The organism is Streptomyces sp. NPDC090045, from assembly GCF_044747975.1.
GTDB lineage: Bacteria > Actinomycetota > Actinomycetes > Streptomycetales > Streptomycetaceae > Streptomyces.
In genome coordinates this window covers 265605-279699 of the sequence record NZ_JBIVFA010000005.1, presented here as the reverse complement: position 1 = coordinate 279699, position 14095 = coordinate 265605, and the positions used below count along the sequence as shown (strand labels likewise).

General features: G+C 71.7%; 12 protein-coding genes. 7 read left to right on the top strand and 5 right to left on the bottom strand.

The genetic code is table 11. The features are described 5' to 3' along the window. Window positions 1–8: 8 nt before the first annotated feature. Together ACIPYQ_RS16655 and ACIPYQ_RS16650 are read left to right on the top strand one after the other, a co-directional pair. Window positions 9–971: an EamA family transporter gene (locus ACIPYQ_RS16655; RefSeq protein WP_361767086.1), complete on the top strand. Its 963-nt coding sequence runs from the start codon at window positions 9–11 to the stop codon at window positions 969–971. Continuing rightward, a complete protein-coding gene (locus ACIPYQ_RS16650) occupies window positions 971–1330 on the top strand; it encodes a DUF1801 domain-containing protein (protein ID WP_401251459.1) in 360 nt (119 codons plus the stop codon). Before ACIPYQ_RS16655 ends, ACIPYQ_RS16650 begins: the two co-directional genes overlap by 1 nt. Window positions 1331–1351: 21 nt before the next feature. On the opposite strand, the gene ACIPYQ_RS16645 is transcribed toward ACIPYQ_RS16650, so the two are convergent. From ACIPYQ_RS16645 to ACIPYQ_RS16630, 4 genes are all read right to left on the bottom strand, one after another. After that, window positions 1352–1693: a DoxX family protein gene (locus ACIPYQ_RS16645; RefSeq protein WP_401251457.1), complete on the bottom strand. Its 342-nt coding sequence runs from the start codon at window positions 1691–1693 to the stop codon at window positions 1352–1354. Between the two features lie 527 nt (window positions 1694–2220). Beyond that, window positions 2221–3129, bottom strand: a complete 909-nt coding sequence (locus tag ACIPYQ_RS16640) for a hypothetical protein (RefSeq protein ID WP_401251454.1) — start codon at window positions 3127–3129, stop codon at window positions 2221–2223. A gap of 260 nt (window positions 3130–3389) precedes the next feature. Continuing rightward, window positions 3390–4268 (bottom strand): S8 family serine peptidase, encoded by an 879-nt coding sequence (locus ACIPYQ_RS16635; RefSeq protein WP_401251451.1) that lies wholly within the window; start codon window positions 4266–4268, stop codon window positions 3390–3392. Between the two features lie 175 nt (window positions 4269–4443). Beyond that, window positions 4444–5610: a transposase domain-containing protein gene (locus ACIPYQ_RS16630; RefSeq protein ID WP_401251448.1), complete on the bottom strand. Its 1167-nt coding sequence runs from the start codon at window positions 5608–5610 to the stop codon at window positions 4444–4446. A 187-nt stretch (window positions 5611–5797) separates the two neighbouring features. Here ACIPYQ_RS16630 and ACIPYQ_RS16625 point away from each other — a divergent pair, with 187 nt between their 5' ends. Together ACIPYQ_RS16625 and ACIPYQ_RS16620 are read left to right on the top strand one after the other, a co-directional pair. Then, entirely contained in the window at window positions 5798–7396 is a 1599-nt protein-coding gene (locus ACIPYQ_RS16625) for a caspase domain-containing protein (RefSeq protein ID WP_401251445.1), read from the top strand. 79 nt (window positions 7397–7475) lie between these two features. After that, a complete protein-coding gene (locus ACIPYQ_RS16620; RefSeq protein WP_401251443.1) occupies window positions 7476–7871 on the top strand; it encodes a hypothetical protein in 396 nt (131 codons plus the stop codon). On the opposite strand, the gene ACIPYQ_RS16615 is transcribed toward ACIPYQ_RS16620, so the two are convergent. After that, on the bottom strand, window positions 7868–9490 hold the full coding sequence (locus ACIPYQ_RS16615; protein WP_401251440.1) for a CocE/NonD family hydrolase: 1623 nt from the start codon (window positions 9488–9490) through the stop codon (window positions 7868–7870). The genes ACIPYQ_RS16620 and ACIPYQ_RS16615 overlap by 4 nt on opposite strands. A gap of 326 nt (window positions 9491–9816) precedes the next feature. Between ACIPYQ_RS16615 and ACIPYQ_RS16610 the strand changes: the two genes are divergently transcribed. Genes ACIPYQ_RS16610 through ACIPYQ_RS16600 form a run of 3 tightly spaced genes read left to right on the top strand, consistent with a single transcriptional unit; the run spans window position 9817 to window position 14092 of the window. Continuing rightward, entirely contained in the window at window positions 9817–10629 is an 813-nt protein-coding gene (locus tag ACIPYQ_RS16610) for a TIGR03084 family metal-binding protein (protein ID WP_401251437.1), read from the top strand. Then, window positions 10626–12497 (top strand): acyclic terpene utilization AtuA family protein, encoded by a 1872-nt coding sequence (locus tag ACIPYQ_RS16605; RefSeq protein WP_401251434.1) that lies wholly within the window; start codon window positions 10626–10628, stop codon window positions 12495–12497. The genes ACIPYQ_RS16610 and ACIPYQ_RS16605 overlap by 4 nt, the downstream gene beginning before the upstream one ends. Continuing rightward, window positions 12494–14092 carry an acyl-CoA carboxylase subunit beta gene (locus ACIPYQ_RS16600; protein ID WP_401251431.1) on the top strand — a complete coding sequence of 533 codons (1599 nt, stop codon included), beginning with the start codon at window positions 12494–12496 and terminating at the stop codon, window positions 14090–14092. Before ACIPYQ_RS16605 ends, ACIPYQ_RS16600 begins: the two co-directional genes overlap by 4 nt. Window positions 14093–14095 lie beyond the last annotated feature (3 nt).

Below are 14095 nucleotides of genomic sequence, written 5' to 3'. Positions count from 1 at the left end.
CTGGATAAATGCCCGCACCTTCCTCATCCCCCTCGCCGTCGCCCGCGCCGGCCGCCACGGCGGTCCCCGCCCCCGTACCGGCCCCGCTGCCCGCCGAAGGCCGTGGCCGTGGCCGTGGTCTCGGGCCGGTCGCGCTGGTGATCTCGGCGGGGATCTCGGTGCAGTTCGGCGCCGCCCTCGCGGTCATGATCATGCCGAGGGCGGGTGCGGCGGGCGTGGTCACGCTGCGCCTCGCGGCCGCCGCGGTCGTGCTGCTGCTCCTGTGCCGGCCCAAGGTCCGCGGCTACTCCCGCTCCGACTGGGGAACGGTCCTCGCCTTCGGCGTCGCCATGGCCGGCATGAACGGGCTCTTCTACCAGGCCATCGACCGGATCCCGCTCGGCCCGGCCGTCACCCTGGAGGTGCTCGGGCCGCTGGCCCTGTCCGTCTTCGTCTCCCGGCGCCTGGTGAACGTCCTGTGGGCCGGCCTCGCCCTCGGCGGCGTGGTCCTGCTCTCCGGACACGGCGGGGGCGGTCTCGGCTTCGGCTCCCTCGACCCGCTGGGCGCGGCCTACGCGCTCGGGGCGGGCGCGATGTGGGCGGCGTACATCGTGTTCAGCGCGCGTACGGGCCGCCGCTTCCCGCAGGCGGACGGCCTGGCCCTGGCGATGGCCGTGGCCGCGGTCCTCTCGCTGCCGCTGGGCATCGTCGGCGCGGGCTCGGACCTGCTGGTGCCGAGCACCCTCGCGCTGGGCGTCGGCGTGGCCGTACTGTCCTCGGTCCTGCCCTACACGCTGGAAATGCTCGCCCTGCGGCGGATGCCGGCCCCGACCTTCGCGATCCTGATGAGCCTGGAGCCGGCCATCGCCGCCACCGCGGGCTTCCTCGTCCTGAACCAGGCCATGTCCGCACTGGACGCCGTGGCCATCGCCCTCGTGATCGCGGCCAGCATGGGCGCGGTCCGCTCCCAGATCCGGAAGCAGCCCGCCTGATGGACGCCGTCACCTACCTGGCCGGGGCCCCCGAGACCCGCCGCCCCGCCCTCACCAGGCTGCGCGAACTGTGCCTCGCGGAACTGACGGACTTCGAGGAGGTCATCGCGTACGGCATGCCCGCGTACGTGCGGCCGGGCGAGACCGCCGCGGAGATCGCCTGGGCGAACCAGAAGCAGTACATCTCCTTCTACCTGATGCGCACGGACGTACGGGACGCCTTCGAGGACCGGCTGGCCGCCCACGACATGGGCAAGGCCTGCCTGCGCTTCCGCAACCCGGCCAAGGTCGACTTCGACCTCCTGCGCGACCTCCTGCGCGCCACGGCGCAGGCCGCCCCGGGGCCGGTCTGCGCCTAGCGGTCCCGGAGGCCGCCGCGTTCAGAAGCCGAGGGCGAGGGCCGCGGCCGCCGGGGCGGCGTAGATGACCGGGAAGGCGACGTGGGCGTAGGAGCGGGCGCGCAGGACGGTGACGACGGCGCCGGTGAAGTAGAGGACCAGGCCGATGGCGGCGGCGATGCCGACGGCCGGGACCCAGAGCCCGACGACCAGGCCGGCGGCTCCGGCCACCTTGGCGGTGGCGAGCAGGTTCCACCAGCTGCGCGGGACGCCGTACTCGGCGAGCGGCTCGACGGTGAACCGCGCGCCGAAGAAGATCGAGGCGCCGGAGAAACCGGCCATGAAGGCGGCGACCAGGGTGACGACGGTGGCGGTGGTGGACATGATGCGGGCTCCCTCTGCTCGGCGGCTCTCTGCGTGCCTTTCACTCCACTGACCCGGGGGAACGCGGGAGTGTGACCGGTCGGGGAAAGTTTTTCTCCCGGTCCAACGGGTCGACGGACCTCTCCCGCCGCCCCTGCCACGTACGTCCGCCCCGTCGGCCATGGGGGCCGGCGGGGCGGACGTATCTCCGGGAGGTAGCTGTTGGCGGTGCTAGAAGGGGAGGCCGAAGCACGCCCCGCAGACGTACGGGGTGCCGCAGACTTCGCCTACTCCTGCCCCGTACTTGTATTCCTGGCAGCAGTCCGTGCACACGTTCACTACTCCGTAGCACTTGGCCGTGCTGTATCCCTGTCCGTGGCACTGGGACGGGAGCGCCTGCGGAACGATGCCGTCCTCCCCGTCGGCCCACCGAACCTCGAGCCGAGGGTTGCGGAGAAGCGGCGGTCTCCGGTCGAGTGTTGCCGCTGCGGAGAATCCGGGATTCGTCATCATTGCCTCCATCACTGCCGGTGCGGATCGGACCTGCGTCATCGCTCGTAGAACGGCGAGAGCTTGGTGACGAGGAAGGGGAATTCCTCGGTCACGTCCACGCGGACGAAGTACTTCTCGGTCGTATCGGCGCGCCGATGCGTGTACGAGAAGATGACGTCCACGATGTTCCGTGCGCCACTCAGGCGCGAGGGCCGGACCTCCACCCCACTGAGAGATGATCCCGCGGCGTGGGATTCGGCCGCCCTGGTGTAGATCGCGTGATAGCGAACCGCCAGGTAGTTGAGGGCCCGGTGCCCGTCGGTCGCCCCCGCGTTGTCCGCCACCTGGCCGATCCTGTCGAAGACTTCGGCAGCGGTGGCCTCGAACTTCTCCTCCGGCTGATCCTGCGGACGCGGGATCTCGCGGATGAGGGCGTCGCGGTCGAAGGAGTACAGCTGGTCGAACGCCACGACGGGAACCATCAGCCCGTTGCACTTGTCCGGCGGGGCGTTGGGGCCGCGCATGCCCACGACCACGTCCACGTCGTGTGCGCCGGGATCGGGCCGCACGGCCTCGACCAGGAGCGCGAAGTCCGCGGGATCGCGAGGAGCCAGGAGGTAGGTCTCCAGCCCTTCGACCGTGAACACCCAGCAGATCTGGCGGGCGAGGTACCTGCCGGCCGGGTCCTCCAGGACCGTCTTGAGCGCCTGCCGGTCGGTCTGCCCCGCGGTGTCTATCCGGCCGGTCGCCTGAGCGAACTCCCGCTCCGCCGCAAGGCCCGAGAACCGGGGCTCCACCTGGCCGACCGCGTAGACGAACGAAGGCGGCGCGGCGTCCGCCCCGGCCGAGGGACATCGACCCGCGGGGGGATCCGCCGGAGCTGGGGGAGCTGGGGGAGCTGGGGGAGCGGGGGGAGCGGGTGCGGGGTGGTCAGGGGTGCTCACCTGCTCTGGTGCCTGTGCCATGACGAACCTCCTCGTACCGGTTGCTTCACGTTGCTTCTCGTTGCTTCACGAATCGGCGGGACCCTTCGGGGAGAAGACCATCCAGTCGTTGAGGCGCCTGGCGCGCTCGCTGCAACCACCGCACGGTGTGATCCCCACGGCTGACGTCACCTTGCGGACGACGTCCCCGAGGCCGATCTCTTCGTCGTTGATGAATCCGGGAAGGCGCACCTTGTGCGGGTTCCTGCGTCCACTTCCGGAACGCGATTCCACGTGTTCGTTCATTGCGTGGCCCTCGCTGACTGTGTGGCCGACAAGGTCTGATGGGCCCCCCAGGCGTCGAGGAGGGGCGGGACGACGCTGGTGCGCCGGGACCCGTGCCCGCCCGTGACGGCTCTCTTGATCTCCGCGACGCCGGCCTTCGGGAACCGTGACCACAGCAACGCGATGGCGCCGGTCACGAACGCCGTCGCGACACTGGTGCCGTCCTGGGTCTGCAGCCCGCCGTTCGGACCGAGGCTGGTCACCTTCTCGCCCGGTGCGCCCAGCCCGCGCTTGCCCATCGAGCTCCCGAGGTTCGACTGCGCCAGGGGCCGCGCGTCCATGCCGTACCCCACGACGGGGATCACCCAGGGATGGCGTGTGAGCGCGCTGCTGCCCAGCGTCCCCTGATTGCCCGCGGCCACGACCACGAGCGTGCCGTGTCCGGCCGCGTAGTCCAGGGCCGTGTGCAGCTCCCGTTCCTGCCGGGTGGAGGGCTGTGACATCCCCGCACTCAGGTTCAGCACCCGTACGCCCGCGTCGACGCATTCGCGGATCGCCGAGGCCAGCCGCGGAGCCGTCACGCTCGGGAGCCGCTGCCCGTCGGATGCCGTCTCGTCGAAAACGGGACGCGTGATGACGGTGCAACCGGGGCAGATGGCCGGAGCCGCTCCGCCACGGCGTGCCACGAGGACGCCGGCGATGAACGTGCCGTGACGGCATGCCGGACTCTCCGGCAGGGAGCACGGGCCGCCGCCGGGAAGCTGCAGGATGCGCGCGGCGGTCAGTGCGGGGTGATCCGTGGCGACCGGTCCGTCCAGCAGCCCGATCGCGATGCCGGGCTCGCCGCTCGTGAGCTTCATCAGCGAGGTGAGTCCGACCAGATCCAGAGGAACCATCGGGAGACCTCCCAACCGAGGGGCTACCTCACCCTCACCACCCCACCATGCCACGATCCGTCCCTTTTGTCTCTTCTTCGCTTGTGAGCAGCGGAGTTGACGAAGGGGCAGGTCCCTTTGCGGGCGGCGTCCTTGCCAGGAGGCAGGGTGTACCGCTGACTTAACGGCCGAACGGTCACGAATCCGTCGCGCGGATCAGGCTGCGGAGGGTGTGGTGGATCAGCAGGTGGCCCCAGACCTCCTGTTCGACGCCGTCGGGCCAGCGCGAGCGCAGGACTTGCGGCCTGCCGGGGGACAGGGTGCCGAGGGACGCGAGCGAGGCGTGCAGGCGCCATCTGTGGTGATGGAGCGCGATCAGCTCCGGGGCGGGGGCCTCCTGGTGGTCCAGGACGGTGGTCGCGAGAGGGGCGCTGGAGGCCGGAGCCGCGCCGATCACACGGACGGTGCCGGGGAAGCCGGCGCGCTCGCAGAGCCGGGAGCCGTCGGGGAGCAGGGCGTTGGTCTGCAGGGGGGCGCGGGTACGTGTCCGCCAGACCAGGTCCGCGCCCGTGGCCCAGGCGCCCGCCAACGTGGCCGGATCGTCGAATTCGTCGCCTGCCAGGAGGAGGTCGCCGGTTCCCAGGGCGCCGCACAGTTCCCGGGCGAGCGTTCCGGCGGGGTGGTCGGGCGGTCGCCCCAGCACCGCGTGGCGAATGGCGTTGCTGCTGTGCCCGCCCAGGGCGAGGACGTGCACGCGGGGAAGGTCCCCCCGGCGGGAGCGGGCGGGCCGGCCCTGGGCGGGCACGGCGACAGGCTGCCCTCCGTAACAGGAGCGGTTCTCCTCGCTCTCCGGGACGGGGACCGCCGCGGCGTCGGCGGTGACCACCCGCCAGTGGCGGTACCGGTCTGCGGATGCGGGAGGCGCAGGGGAGGCGCGGGACACCTCGGTGAAGAGGGCCGCCAGGGGCTCCGGTCCCAAGCGGGCCCGCGCGCGGGAAATGGCGGCGGTCGTCGGCTGCCGGCGCGACGCGCGGTCCACGCCGGCCCAGAACAGCCCGTCGGTGAGGAGCTCGGCGACGCGGGCGTAACTCTCCTGTGTGAAGAGGCATATCGCCAGGACGAAGTAAACGGTGGTCCGTGACGGAAGCAGTCTTTGGCGGACTTCCGTGCGCCCGCACGAGGCGACCGCGGCGTCCACCAATTCCGGGGGGAACGTGCGGATGATCAGTCCTACGGAGATGCGATCGGTGAGTGCGTCGTCCGCCGCTTTTCGGGACTGCCCTGCCCGTGGCACCTGGTCGCCTCCCGTGAACTGTCCAACTGTCAACGGTTTTCTTAAGTCAGCAGTAGTCGATCGTTCCATGTTGCCGGGCAGTCGGACAGGCCGAAGCATGAAGTTGTGCTCAGCGAGAGCCTTTGTCTCCGACCGACGCGAGGAGATGCTGTCCGGTTGCGCGGAAGAATCGATTCCGCGTTTCTCTCCGGACGAGCAAACGATTCTTCCTCGGGGTCCGTGACAAACAATCCGCACGACCAAGAAATGGGATGCGATGACAGATCGCGCACTACTCGTCGGAATCGACGAATACCCGGATCCGGCAAACCGGCTGAACAGCTGTATCGCCGACACGGCAGCCTTCAAGGAACTCCTGGGAAAGCTCGGCTTCGCCGATTCGGAGATCCGCGTCCTGCACGACGCCGACGCCACCCTGGACCGCACCAGGGAGGGACTCGACTGGCTCTGCGAAGGGGCGCAGTCGGGCGATCGCCGGGTCTTCTTCCAGTCGTCCCACGGGTACCGCTACCTCGAGGGCGACGTGATGACGGAAGTCCTCTGCTGCTACGACGAGTTCCTGAAGGACGAGGAACTGGTCCGGCGGACCGCCGGGCTGCCGCCCGGAGTACTCACCGTGATCCTCGACGCCTGCCACTCCGGGGGCATGGAGAAGGCCTTCTTCGTCCAGGAGGCCACCCGCCTCGTGCGGACCAAGGTGTTCACGCCACCGCCGGAGAAGGCCCTCGCGAAGGCGAACACGCTGACGGCCTGTCGTGCGGTGAAGCCGTTCGGCCGGCCCGCGCTGCGCGACCAGCCCTCCCTGCTCTTCAACTTCGCGAACTCACCGGGCAAGGCGTTCGTACCCAAGGGGGTCGTCCCCGGTACCGGTGAGCTGAACGGCATCCTGATCACGGCCTGCCGCGCGGACCAGACCGCCGCCGCAGGCAGCGCGGTCACCGACTGGCTCTCGGCCTTCACCTACGCCCTCCTGCGCGAAGTGGACGGAGCCATCCCGGTCGCCGACCTGGTGTCCCGGGCCGCGGACCGGCTGGCCGCGCTCAACATGAGCCAGACCCCCTGCGTCTTCGCCCCGTCCGGCCGCGAGGAACAGCTCGCCCGGACGCTCATCTCCATGGCCCCGGTGGCCAAGGAGCTGATCCGGAAGGTCGAAGACCTCCTCAAGTCCGCATCCTCCGCCATGGGCGCGGCAGTGAAGTCCCCCTCTCTCTCCTTTGTATCCGGAGGAGACCCGACGAAAGGAACATCCGAGATGACCACCACCCTGAACGTCGACAAGGCTGTCGACGCGTTCCTCGACGACCTGAAGAAGGCCAGCACGCAGACCAAGGAGTTCGTCGCCGGCGACGGCTGGTTCGACGACGTGCAGACGGCCAGCGCCCTCTTCGCCCCGGCCATCGCCGCGGCGGCGCCGCCTCCCGGGCAGGGCAAGGCGCTCCGCCCGGAGCTGGAGAACCCGGACAACCTCGCCGACCCGAAGTTCTGGGGCGCGATCTTCGACGCCGGCCGCGTCCTCATCCCGGCGGTGATCAACGAGCTCACCAAGAGCGCCGCACCCGCCGGCGCCGCGAAGGGTGACGTCCACGCGCAGATCGCGCAGAAGATCCCGTCCGAGTTCCGCGGGAACGAAAAGTTCTTCGGCCTCGTCGAGACGCTGGTGTCGATCGGGCTGCCGCTGGCCATCGAGGCCTTCAGCAAGGACTTCGCCGTAGTCAAGAAGGACTACGTCAGGAACGGGAAGGTCGACCTGCCGCTGCCCGCGGGCCTGTCCGAGCAAGACCGCAAGGACTGGCTCTCGGCCGCGCTCAACGTGGCCGCCGACTGCCTGCCGCCGCTCATCAGGGCCCTCTCCTGACCTGACCCGGAGCCCCGCGTGGTGGCTGCGCCGCAGACCGGCGCAGCCACCACGCTCAGGGGCCGACAGAGGAGGGCCGATGACCAGAACCGAGGACGAAGCGGTCTACCGGAAGGCGGCCGCCGATCTTGCACGGATGCGCCTGCCGGACCTGTCGGAGCTCCCTCCGGATCAGACCGCCGTCGCCATGCTCAGGGCCTTCGGCATGAACGGGCCCGAGGAGGACTGGCTGGAGGAGTTCCGCCGCCGCGTTCACGAGGAGAGCGACGGTCGCGTGACGCTGGTGACCGTTGACCGCGAGGCGGTCCCCCCGCCCGTGGTGAAGAGCCCCGCCGCCTCGTACCAGCGGCTGGCCGACAGCCGGGACGGGACGGAACAGCTGCTGCTCATGGGCCCGTTCGAGCCTCCCTTCGCGTTCGTGGCGGCCGTGGAGAGCGGCGAGGACGCCCCGACGGTCCCCCGGTCCGACGGCTAGCCGAGCGGCAGGTCCAGGTAGGAGGGCGTCGCCTCGGGGGAGGTGAAGGCCAGCGTCGCGCGCGGCAGGTTGGCGTCGCCGTAGAACGGGTCGCGGGCGTCGATCACCAGCATCAGGCGGTGGCCGCGGGGCACGTCGTACGCCGTCGCCTGGAGGTCGACGTCCGCGCTGATCAGGCTGTCGGGCGGGGAGTCGGCGTCGGTGTACGGGGCGTGCGTGACGATGTGGGCCGCGCCGTCGGGCGCCGCGTCGAGGAGGTACGCGACGAAGGTGGAGCCGGGGTTCGCCGCCCGGTACGTCACGCGCAGCCGCGGGGTGCCGCGCAGCCGGAGGGTCTCCGCGGCCGGGTCCGCTTCCCACACGGCGGCGACGGTGCGGTCGATGGCGTCGGTCGGGTAGACCTTCGGGCGGCCGGCGATCTCGTCGTATCCGGACTGGACGACCTGGTCGGCGACGGTCGCCGGGGTGTCCACCCCGCACACCACGGTCGCGGTCCAGCCGGCCTGCGGCTGCTCGGCCAGTTCCCCGCCGTCGGCCAGGTGCAGCCGTTGCACGCTCTCGGTGAGCGAGGGCCAGCTGGGGCGGGGTTCGAGGGTCCTGCTCCACATGACCTCACCGAGCACCTGGCCCTCGGCGCCGATGCCGTTGTCGATCCCCTTGAGGTGGTGGTCGAACCAGCGGTGGGCGTCCGTCCAGATCCGGTTCGGCAGGCCGAGCATGCCGGTCATCTCCGGCCCGGAGTGGTCGCCGACGGAGACGGCGAGGCGCTTGGGGCCGGTCAGCTCGTTGAACATCTTCAGGGTCTGGTTCGGCGGGAAGAGCGTCTCGTGCCAGGCGTGCGAGAAGAAGACCGGCACCTGGCGGCGGTTGAGCTCCTTGATGTGGCTGAAGGGCGAGCGCGTCTCCGCCCAGCGCAGGGTGCCGGGGATGTCGCGGTTGCCGAGGACGTTGTCGAAGACGCTGTGCGTCTGCGGGCTCAGCCGCGCCTTCGCGGCCGCCTTCAGCAGGGCCCGTACGGCGGCGAGGTGGCGGGTGGAGTTCTCGTAGAACGCCTCCCCGAGATCGCCCCAGCTGCTGAGCGCGACCACGGCGTCGACGCGGGTGTCGTGCGCGGCGACCAGCTGGCTGATGCCGGAGCCGTACGAGTCCCCGAGGAAGCCGATCCTGGTCACGGGGCCGGAACTGCGCTCGATGAGGTGGTCCAGGGCCCGGCTGCCGTCGGCGACGTCGAGCGGGCCGGCCACGTCGACCTGGCCCTCGGAGCCGGCGAAGCCGCGGGCGGAGTAGGCCAGGACGTTGTAGCCGCGGGCCGCGAACAGGCTGGCCTGGACGACGTACGGGAGCCAGCCGAGGCTGGTCCAGGGCGAGGGCATCACGATCGCCGGGCGCGGCTGGGCCCCGGTGTGCCGCCAGAGCGCGGCGTCGAGGAGGTCCCCGTCGGCGCCGGTCACCTTCCCGCGGGTGAACACGGCGAGGGAGCGGACCTCGGCGACCTCCGCGGCGCGGGCGGGGGCGAGGCCGGTGACGTCGCCGCTCTCCAGGGCGGTGACGAAGGCGCTGAGGGCGTGGGCGTCGAGTTCGGGATAGAGGGAGAACGGGGGTTGGGCGGCTGGAGTCACGTCAGTCCATCCTCTTCGTCGTGGATCGAACGTGGTGCGCGCGCCCGGGCCCGGAGCGGAACGTTCAGTATCGACGGGACATCCGGTGACGTATCGCGAGTTTCCGGCTTACGGCCTGAATCGCCCCCACCGCGCCCGGCGGGCGCCGCGCCGCGGGACCTGCGGTCGACGGGCCGGCACGACAACTCCCGCTCTGTTGTGGTGGTTTGGTGCGCGTGGCGGGAAGGCGCCGCCGTGGTGCCGCCTTCCGAGAAAATCATGCAAGCGTGCTTGATTGTTTTATCGGGTGCTGCCAGTCTTCCCTCACGCCGAGAGGGGAGCGCACCGTGCCCGATCCGTCCGCCGCCGACGCAGCCGTCGCCGTCTATGCCGATCTGCGCGAGGAGGGTCGTGAACTCGAAGCGCTCGTAGGGGAGTTGTCCGAGGCGGACTGGGCCCGTCCCACGCCCGCGCCCGGCTGGAGCATCGCCCACCAGATCGCCCACCTGCACTGGACCGACCGAGCCTCGCTGCTCTCCCTCACCGACGCCACCGGCTTCGGCCTCATGGTCGAGGAGGCTCTCAAGGCCCCCGACTCCTTCGTCGACGAGGGCGCGGAGGAGGGCGCGGCGCTGCCGCCCGCCGAACTGCTCGCCCGCTGGAAGGCCACCCGCGCCGCCCTCGACGGGGCGCTCGCCGCAGCCTCGCCCGACACCCGCTTCCCCTGGTACGGGCCGCCGATGAAGGCCGCCTCCATGGCGAGCGCCCGGCTGATGGAGACCTGGGCGCACGGCCAGGACGTCGCCGACGCGCTCGGCGTGCGCCGCACCCCGACCGCGCGGCTGCGGCACGTGGCGCGGATCGGCGTACGGGCCCGCGACTACGCCTACGCCGTACGCGGACTGCCCGCGCCCGCCGAGGAGTTCCGGGTCGAGCTGACGGCCCCCGACGGCGCCGGGGTGTGGACGTACGGGCCGCTGGACGCCCCGCAGCGGATCACCGGCCCGGCGCTCGACTTCTGCCTCCTGGTGACCCAGCGGGCCCACCGCGCCGACCTGGCCCTCACCGCGACCGGCCCCGACGCGGACCGCTGGCTGGACATCGCCCAGGCCTTCGCGGGCCCGGCGGGCGCGGGGCGCGAGCCGGGGGCCGCCCGATGACGGCCCGGCCGCCGGCCGGCCGGCCCCCCGCCGGCCGCCCGCTCCTCATCGGCAACGCCTCCGGCTTCTACGGGGACCGCTTCGACGCCCTGCGCGAGATGCTGACCGGCGGCCCGCTCGACGTGCTGACCGGGGACTACCTCGCCGAGCTGACCATGCTGATCCTCGGCCGCGACCGCCTGAAGAACCCGGACCTCGGCTACGCCAAGACCTTCCTGCGCCAGCTGGAGGAAGGGCTCGGGCTCGCGCACGAGCGGGGCGTACGGATCGTCGCGAACGCGGGCGGGCTCAACCCGGCCGGACTCGCGGACGCCGTACGGGCCCTGGCGGCGAAGGTGGGCGTTCCCGTCACGGTGGCCCACGTCGAGGGCGACGACCGCACCCCGCAGGAGGACGGGGCCCTGACCGCCAGCGCCTACCTCGGAGGCGCCGGCATCACCGCCTGCCTGCGGGCCGGCGCGGACGTGGTGGTGACCGGCCGGGTCACCGACGCGGCGCTGGTCAGCGGCCCGGCGGCCTGGTGGTTCGACTGGGCCCCGGACGACTACGACCGGCTGGCGGGGGCGGTGGTCGCGGGCCACGTCCTGGAGTGCGGAACCCAGGCCACCGGCGGCAACTACGCCTTCTTCACCGCGCACGACGTCCGCCGCCCCGGGTTCCCGCTCGCGGAGATCTCCGCCGACGGCTCGGCGGTCATCACCAAACACCCCGGCACGGGCGGGATCGTCTCGGTCGGCACCGTCACCGCCCAACTCCTCTACGAGACCCAGGGCGTGCGCTACCTCGGCCCGGACGTGACCGCACGCCTCGACACCGTCCGCCTCTCCGAGGACGGCCCCCACCGGGTCCGCGTCTCGGGCGTGCTCGGCGAACCCCCGCCGGCCACCCTCAAGGTGGGCGTCACCCGCATCGGCGGCTGGCGCAACGAGGTCGTCTTCGTCCTGACCGGCCTGGACATCGAAGCGAAGGCGGCCCTGGTCCGCACGCAGATGTCGGAGGCCCTGGAAGGCGTGGCCACCGCCGACTGGACCCTCGCCCGTACGGACCACGAGGACGCCCCGACGGAGGAGACGGCCAGTGCCCTGCTGCGGCTGGTGGTCCGCGACCCGTCCCCGGACCGGGTGGGCCGCGCGCTGACCTCGACGGCGATCGAACTGGCCCTGGGCAGCTACCCGGGCTTCCACGTAACCACCCCACCGGGGCCGGCCCAGCCGTACGGGGTCTTCACCTCGACCCTGACCCCGGCGGCCGAGGTCCCCCACGTGGCGGTCCTCCCGGACGGCACCCGCCTCCCAATCCCCACCACGCAAAGCCTGCCCCCCACCCCACCCCAGCCCGAAACTGTGGGCCCCGCCCCCAGCCCGGCTGAATTTGCCCTCCGGGCAAACCAGCCGCGCCCGGCGGACGACGCCGGCCGAAATCCAGCCCCTCCGGCGTTTGAGGAGCGGGGTCTGGGGCGGAGCCCCAGTCTCGGGAAGGGGCGGGTAGGGGAGAGCCCCGCAGGGCCCACCACCCGCGCCCCCCTGGGGGCGGTGGCCGGGGCCCGCAGCGGAGACAAGGGCGGCGACGCCAACATCGGGGTGTGGGTCGAGTCCGACGCCGCATGGGACTGGCTGCACCGCACCCTCACGGTGGAGACCCTCCAGAACCTGCTCCCCGAAGCCCGGGCCCTGCCCGTGACCCGCCACCCGCTCCCGAACCTCCGCGCCCTGAACTTCACCCTCACCGGCATCCTCGGCGCCGGCGTCGCCTCCGGCCACCGCTTCGACCCCCAGGCCAAGGCCCTCGGCGAATGGCTCCGCGCCCGCCACCTCGACATCCCGACCCACCTGCTGCCCGAAACCGCCCCGGAGGGGACCGGCCCATGACCCGCCTCCGCACCACCGTCGACCCGCACGCCCCCGAGCACGCGCAGGCCCGTACCGCCGCCCTGGAACGCCTCGCCGCCCTCGACGCCGAGCACGCCAAGGCCCTGCAGGGCGGCGGCGAGAAGTACACGGCCCGCCACCGGCAGCGCGGCAAGCTCCTGGCCCGCGAGCGCGTCGAGCTGCTCCTCGACCCGGACACCCCGTTCCTGGAGCTGTCCCCGCTGGCCGCCTGGGGCAGCGACTACCCCGTCGGCGCCTCCATGGTCACCGGCATCGGCACGGTCGAGGGCGTCGAGTGCCTGGTCACCGCCAACGACCCGACCGTCCGCGGCGGCGCCAGCAACCCCTGGACGCTGAAGAAGGCGCTGCGGGCCAACGAGATCGCCCGCCAGAACCGCCTGCCCTGCATCAGTCTCGTGGAGTCCGGCGGCGCCGACCTGCCCTCCCAGAAGGAGATCTTCATCCCGGGCGGCGCGATCTTCCGCGACCTCACCCGGCTCTCGGCCGAGGGGATCCCGACCGTCGCCGTCGTCTTCGGCAACTCCACCGCCGGAGGCGCGTACATCCCCGGCATGTCCGACCACACCATCATGATCAAGGACCGTTCGAAGGTGTTCCTCGGCGGTCCGCCGCTGGTCAAGATGGCCACCGGCGAGGAGAGCGACGACGAGTCCCTCGGCGGGGCGGACATGCACGCCCGTACCTCCGGTCTCGCCGACTACTACGCCCTCGACGAGTACGACGCGATCCGCCGGGCCCGCCGCGTCGTCGCCCGGCTCAACCACCGCAAGGCCCAACCGGATCCGGCCCCGGCGCAGGAGCCGAAGTACGACCCCGAGGAACTGCTCGGCATCGTCCCGCCCGACCTCAAGACGCCCTTCGACCCGCGCGAGGTCATCGCCCGCATCGTCGACGCCTCCGACTTCGACGAGTTCAAGCCGCTCTACGGCACCAGCCTCGTCACCGGCTGGGCCACCCTCCACGGCTACCCGGTCGGGATCCTCGCCAACGCGCAGGGCGTGCTGTTCAGCGCCGAGTCCCAGAAGGCCGCCCAGTTCATCCAGCTCGCCAACCAGCGCGACATCCCGCTGCTCTTCCTCCACAACACCACCGGCTACATGGTCGGCAAGGAGTACGAGCAGGGCGGCATCATCAAGCACGGCTCGATGATGATCAACGCGGTCTCCAACTCGAAGGTCCCGCACCTGTCCGTGCTCATCGGCGCGAGCTACGGCGCCGGCCACTACGGCATGTGCGGCCGCGCCTACGAGCCCCGCTTCCTCTTCGCCTGGCCCAGCGCCAAGTCCGCCGTCATGGGCCCCCAGCAGCTCGCCGGAGTGCTCTCCATCGTCTCCCGCCAGTCCGCCGCCGCGAAGGGACTGCCGTACGACGAGGAGGCCGACGCCGGGATGCGCGCCTTCGTCGAGGCGCAGATCGAGTCCGAGTCCCTGCCGATGTTCCTGTCCGGGCGGCTGTACGACGACGGGGTCATCGACCCGCGCGACACCCGTACCGTCCTCGGCCTGTGCCTGTCGGCCGTCCACAACGCCCCCGTCGAGGGCGCCCGTGGCGGCTTCGGCGTCTTCCGGATGTGAGCC

Excerpts from the sequence above, each read along its gene's own strand:
- ACIPYQ_RS16645 (WP_401251457.1), bottom strand. The coding sequence starts at position 1,693 with ATGTCCACCACCGCCACCGTCGTCACCCTGGTCGCCGCCTTCATGGCC.
- ACIPYQ_RS16640 (WP_401251454.1), bottom strand. The coding sequence starts at position 3,129 with ATGGCACAGGCACCAGAGCAGGTGAGCACCCCTGACCACCCCGCACCC.
- ACIPYQ_RS16625 (WP_401251445.1), top strand. The coding sequence starts at position 5,798 with ATGACAGATCGCGCACTACTCGTCGGAATCGACGAATACCCGGATCCG.
- ACIPYQ_RS16635 (WP_401251451.1), bottom strand. The coding sequence starts at position 4,268 with ATGGTTCCTCTGGATCTGGTCGGACTCACCTCGCTGATGAAGCTCACG.
- ACIPYQ_RS16655 (WP_361767086.1), top strand. The coding sequence starts at position 9 with ATGCCCGCACCTTCCTCATCCCCCTCGCCGTCGCCCGCGCCGGCCGCC.
- ACIPYQ_RS16630 (WP_401251448.1), bottom strand. The coding sequence starts at position 5,610 with ATGGAACGATCGACTACTGCTGACTTAAGAAAACCGTTGACAGTTGGA.
- ACIPYQ_RS16650 (WP_401251459.1), top strand. The coding sequence starts at position 971 with ATGGACGCCGTCACCTACCTGGCCGGGGCCCCCGAGACCCGCCGCCCC.
- ACIPYQ_RS16605 (WP_401251434.1), top strand. The coding sequence starts at position 10,626 with ATGACGGCCCGGCCGCCGGCCGGCCGGCCCCCCGCCGGCCGCCCGCTC.
- ACIPYQ_RS16600 (WP_401251431.1), top strand. The coding sequence starts at position 12,494 with ATGACCCGCCTCCGCACCACCGTCGACCCGCACGCCCCCGAGCACGCG.
- ACIPYQ_RS16620 (WP_401251443.1), top strand. The coding sequence starts at position 7,476 with ATGACCAGAACCGAGGACGAAGCGGTCTACCGGAAGGCGGCCGCCGAT.